The 4,981-nt window shown below is 62.0% G+C and carries 5 protein-coding genes; all 5 read left to right on the top strand.

The window, feature by feature from the left end; all coding sequences use genetic code 11:
- Positions 1-1,113 precede the first annotated feature (1,113 nt).
- Positions 1,114-1,371 (top strand): helix-turn-helix transcriptional regulator, encoded by a 258-nt coding sequence (locus AB0M20_RS27045; RefSeq protein ID WP_364302853.1) that lies wholly within the window; start codon positions 1,114-1,116, stop codon positions 1,369-1,371.
- A gap of 66 nt (positions 1,372-1,437) precedes the next feature.
- A complete protein-coding gene (locus AB0M20_RS27040; RefSeq protein ID WP_364302851.1) occupies positions 1,438-1,944 on the top strand; it encodes a hypothetical protein in 507 nt (168 codons plus the stop codon).
- Between the two features lie 137 nt (positions 1,945-2,081).
- Positions 2,082-2,902, top strand: a protein-coding gene (locus AB0M20_RS27035) for an IS5 family transposase (RefSeq protein ID WP_364302849.1) whose coding sequence is annotated in 2 segments (ribosomal slippage) — positions 2,082-2,439 and positions 2,439-2,902 — 822 coding nt in all. Because the reading frame shifts where the segments join, the coding sequence is not laid out codon by codon here.
- A 317-nt stretch (positions 2,903-3,219) separates the two neighbouring features.
- Positions 3,220-4,467: a hypothetical protein gene (locus tag AB0M20_RS27030; RefSeq protein WP_364302847.1), complete on the top strand. Its 1,248-nt coding sequence runs from the start codon at positions 3,220-3,222 to the stop codon at positions 4,465-4,467.
- Positions 4,468-4,480: 13 nt separating this feature from the next.
- The gene (locus tag AB0M20_RS27025) at positions 4,481-4,759 is read left to right on the top strand and encodes a hypothetical protein (RefSeq protein ID WP_364302846.1); all 279 of its coding nucleotides are present in this window, start codon (positions 4,481-4,483) and stop codon (positions 4,757-4,759) included.
- The last annotated feature ends 222 nt before the right edge of the window (positions 4,760-4,981 follow it).

Here is a 4,981-nt window from a genome sequence, read left to right as displayed (position 1 = left end):
CGCCCAGACCGAGCCAGACAACCTCACGCCTGCTCCGACCGGGAGCAGGTAACCACTCCATCAAAGCGGGGGAAGCTCAGACGCGCCTGCACAGGTCCTGCCCAGGACGGTGAGAGTGACTACCGACATCGTCTCGGCCGCGCCATTGTGCATAGTTGACGTCTGGACGACCGCCTGGGATCAGGTCAGCCCGATCGCATCCGGCAGACCTTTCAGGCCGCGCAAAACGACCATGCACGCGTCCTCGACACGGCGATTCTTGAGCACGGTGAGCACCTGCAGGCCAGAACTTGGCGCCTCCACCACCGTCGCCGGCCCACAAGCCGAGGGTGTCGCGGGTGCCGTCGGCGGTGACCGCCAACGCGACGTAGATGTGGCCCCACGGCTCGGGATTTCCACGATGCTGTTGGCGGCGCGTTCTGCTGATCCCGCAGCCGGGCTCAGTCACGGCAGAACCGCTTGTCCGAGACTGGTACGGCCAGTCGATCTTGTCTTCCTGCCGGACGGGTCCACCGCCCCTGCGCCAAGACTAGGAGCTGGTCGACCCGACCGTGATCGAGCGCCGACATAGTGGCTGAGCCAAGGTCCGGGTGGCATGACCACGATCGCCAATTTCTTGGCCGGTCAGTGCCGGTCAACGAGTGCCGCGGCCTCTCCCAAGCGAAGGGCATCCCCTGCATCGTGGAACCAGTCCGGTTACGTCGTGCCGGCTGTTCCCTCGAACGGGAGGTTCGCAATGCTGCACCCAATTACCTTCTACCTCACGCACCTGATGATGCTTCTTCACGATCCAGCAGCGGAGCCGACCATCCACTTCGCGGTCGCCGTGACCGAGCTAGCCGGTGCCTCACTCAAGGTGGTGTCTGGCGGGTGTGCGGTGCTAGCCGCTGCGTTTACCTTGGCGAACGCCTACGCGACCCGCCTAACGATCAGGCGGTCGGCCCAACGTAGGAGGCGAAGATCCATGCAGAAACAGGTCCGGAGTAGACGGCTTTGCAGACGACCGACGGCGGTGATCCGCCGACGGTCCATAACGATCGAACACGTCACGGTATGCCAGTGCGCTTTGCGCGCAGAGTATTGTGCCGACCACCCGGAAGGAGAGCTGTAACAGTGGCTGACAACGTAGTTGATTCCTCGACCATCACAACGCTTGCCGAGTTGGGCGACGCTTGGGCACGACTGATGGAGGAGGCAGGCCTATCTCAACGGCGCCTTGCCGAGAAGGCGGCGACAGCAGTCGGCGGCGTGTCGATGTCACGTCCCATTATCAGTGAAATCGTGAATGGCCGACGGCTGCCCACCCACGATCAGCAGATCAGGTTTCTGGACCTGGTCGGCCTGACGGACGCAGACGAGCTGGAGAGGTGAGAAGAAGCACGGAACCGCCTGAGCGAGCAACAAGCCCGCTTCGGCAGCCAGGAACTCACCGCGGCCTTGCCCATCGGCGCATTCCTGGAAAGTGGGCCGAAGGAAGCTGCGTTGCGCCAGTTGCGCCGCTCCGTTCCAGAGGCGGCCGCCGAGCTTGAGAAGCTCGCCCCGGGCTCGGCCGCCACCATCTTGCACAAGTGGCCTGACGAGCTCGTGGCAGAAATCCTGGCCGCCATGGACGTGCACTTGGCTACAGCCATTCTCTTGGCTCGCCCGTCAACTTGGCGCATTGTACCCGTGATGCGGAAGATGCCCAAAGACTTCGCCATCGGATGCCTAAATTCGATGGGCGATGTAAGTATGGCGAGCGGGCGACTGGGGTGGACCGGACCGTGGTTCCTGCCGAAGGCTCTTCGTTCGAACGACGATCCGCTGTTTGCTGACATCCACAACTGGCGGCGCACAGAGGCCAAAACCACGACGATGGTTCTCGTAGGGTTTGCCGCAGTCCTCGGAGCCTCGCTTGGCGTTCTGAATTGGCATGAGGAACGTAAACGCGCGAAAATGGCGTAGTGCGCCATACCTACTTGAGCTGCCGCTCCCTCGACTTTCGGCAATTGGGCCTGACCGGAACCGTCGGGCCTAAGAGCTCCTAACTCAATCGGGTGCATCGGCATGACTTGATCTTCGGGTCGGCCGTTGTCGGTGACATGAGGAAGCGCGACCCCCAGCCATGGCTGGTCGATGACGACCTCTGGGCCCGCATCGAGCCGCTGATCCCGAAACAGCCGGCTCGTTCGGGTCCTGGTCGCCGGCCGGTCGATGACCGCAAGGTCTTGTGCGGCATCTTGTTCGTTCTGTTCACCGGCATCCGCTGGGAATGGCTGCCGAGCGAGCTCGGCTTCGGCTGCGGGATGACCTGCTGGCGCAGGCTGCGCGATTGGAACAACGCCGGCGTGTGGCAACGCCTGCACGAGGTTCTGCTCGCCGAACTACGGGCGGCAGGCAAGCTGGATCTGTCCCGGGTGGTGGTCGACTCCAGCCATGTCCGAGCGCTCAAGGGCGGCCCAAAACCGGCCGGAGTCCGGTAGACCGCGGCCGGCTGGGCTCCAAGCATCACCTGATCACCGACGCCGGCGGTGTTCCGTTGGCGGTGCTGCTGACCGGTGGCAACCGCAACGACGTCACTCAACTGCTGCCGCTGCTGCAAGCGATACCGCCGATCCGCGGGAAACGCGGACGGCCTCGCCGTCGAGCACCGAAGGTGTACGCCGACCGCGGCTACGACCACGACAAGTACCGCGCCCTGGTGCGCGAGTTGGGCATCACACCGGTCATCGCCCGACGCGGCACCGAGCACGGCTCCGGGCTGGGCAAGCTGCGCTGGGTCGTCGAGCAAAGCTTCGCGCTGCTGCACTGGTTCCGCCGCCTGCGCATCCGCTGGGAGATCCGCGACGACATCCACCAAGCCCTACTCAAACTCGGCTGCGCCTTGATCTGCTGGCGCCGCCTCCACCACTCAAAGAGTTAGGAGTTCTAAGCCCACGCGGCCGCCTTCGAAGACCGTGTTCTGGCGAACATCCTCCTGTTGCTGCCGTCGAGCTTGAAAAGAAGGTGTTCGATGGGCTGGCGGGGTTTATCGTTGATAATGATGGCTGTTCAGTCGGACTCTCAAAGGCAAGGTTCGCCGAGCTTGTGCACGGCGACGTCGGGCAGTTCGGCCAGCTCGACGTATCCGCGTTCGCTCCGATTTTCCGAAACATTAGAGACATCCTGATCGAGCGCTGAACTGCCCTGCCCCCACATTGGAGCATTTTAAGCGGTTGCTTACGATGTTACGCTTTCTATATGCAGTCCCTGTTTGCGGAAGTCCTCAAGTTCTATTTGGAGTCACGCGACTTCAACGGACTTGCCCTGCGCGACGCCAGTCAAGCGACACTCGATGAGGCCGCGACTTTGGTAAAAGCTGGGCGCTTGGAGGTCATCAGCACCACGGACTGGATGAACCCCCACATCCGTCCCTGGTCGAGCGGTAGAAGTCTCGACGAGCAGTTGCAAGACATTGCTGACTCGGCCGACGACCGGCTTGTCGTTTGCCTCTACCCGACCGCCGCCGCGCTGGCAGAGGTCGTTCAGCCCGGCCTGCTTGCTGACCAGCCGTACCGACGGCGCCAGGCTGAAGGTGGCGGCAATTTGGAGGTGGCTTACTTCCGTATTGACGTGCTGGAGGCGTACCGGAACGACCCGCGGTACCACTTTGAGGTCAGCGACTTCGGGCTCTGGGTGTCAGTCACAGATGCCGTGTACGAGGATGCCGAGGAGCACGAGGACGACAAGACGTCGATCCACCACGTCGGCTTCGCGTACGATATGTCGACGTTCGACCGCGACGACGAAACCACGCCGATCACCCGACGCGTCTGCGCCTTCTTGTACGACCTCGGCAACCTGACTCCCACGCACCAGCAAAGATGGCGCACTTACGAGGTGCCGGCCGTCGATGGTTTGCAGCCGCACCCTGTCTGGCGCGGCGCCCAGATCCTCGGACGGTGGCCCGATGGGCTTGGCCCGTTCGCTCGACTGCTATTCGAGCTTCAAAGCTTGAACGAGCTGCACCGGAAGGCGTTTGGTGTCGACCTATTGAAGAGCACTGAGCGCCCGCGTGAGTTCGGCTGGATTCTGCGGCCGTCGCAGCAGGAATTCGACGCCTTCATCCATCAGCTCGACAAGCTGTTGTCGGAGAACCTTCGGCACGACGCATTCGACAAGGCCGGCGTCCCGAAGATGGACGACAAGGGGCAGGCTATCGGCACGCTCAATCGTCTCGACCGGCTGCTCGAGCGCAACGGCCTTGCCAAAGACGTGCGGCGCGAGATACTTAAACCGATCAAGGACGTGCGCGTCGCAAGGCAGAAGCCAGCACATGCGCTGCGCACGAACGTCACCGACAAGACGTTCGTGCGACGGCAGGCCCGGCTGCTCCAAGATGTCACGGCTAGTGTCGTCTCGCTCCGGGAACACTGGCAGAGCCACCCGGCCAACGCCGGATGGTCAGAGCCTGAGTACATCAGTAACGGTCGCCACTACTGGCTCTGACGGAACCGCATGGGTGCCGACGGTGTCGTCACGCCAATCGCTCGCCGACAACCTCCGCCGGGTCGCCGACGCGGAGTACCGCGCTGCGCTCACCGCCCATGACGCCACTGGCGAGATCGAGAACCTGCGTCAGGCAATCGCGGACGCCGACGCCAAGATCGACAGGTACAGGGCCACCCTCGACGCCGGCGGCGACCCGGCGCTCATCGCTGGCTGGATCTCCGAAGCCACCGCGATCAAGAAACCGCTCAGGCGAGACTCGGGCTCACGGAGGCGCCGCCGCAGCGGATGACCGCCGACCAGCTCGACGCCATCAGCGAAGCGTTCAACGAGTTGAAAATGTGATGTAGCTTTTTCTATTAGCTTATTTATCTTAAGTGTTTCTGTGTATGTATCTATAGACATACCCAATCCCTCCACTTTTTATTCAATAATCGCATCAGATTGCAGTATAAATTTAACGATCACTCATCATGTTCATATTTATCAGAGCTCGTGCTATAATTATACTAAT

This window comes from Actinoplanes sp. NPDC051633 (assembly GCF_040681735.1).
GTDB lineage: Bacteria > Actinomycetota > Actinomycetes > Mycobacteriales > Micromonosporaceae > Actinoplanes.
This window is presented reverse-complemented; position numbering and strand designations above follow the sequence as displayed.

Excerpts from the sequence above, each read along its gene's own strand:
- AB0M20_RS27030 (WP_364302847.1), top strand. The coding sequence starts at position 3,220 with ATGCAGTCCCTGTTTGCGGAAGTCCTCAAGTTCTATTTGGAGTCACGC.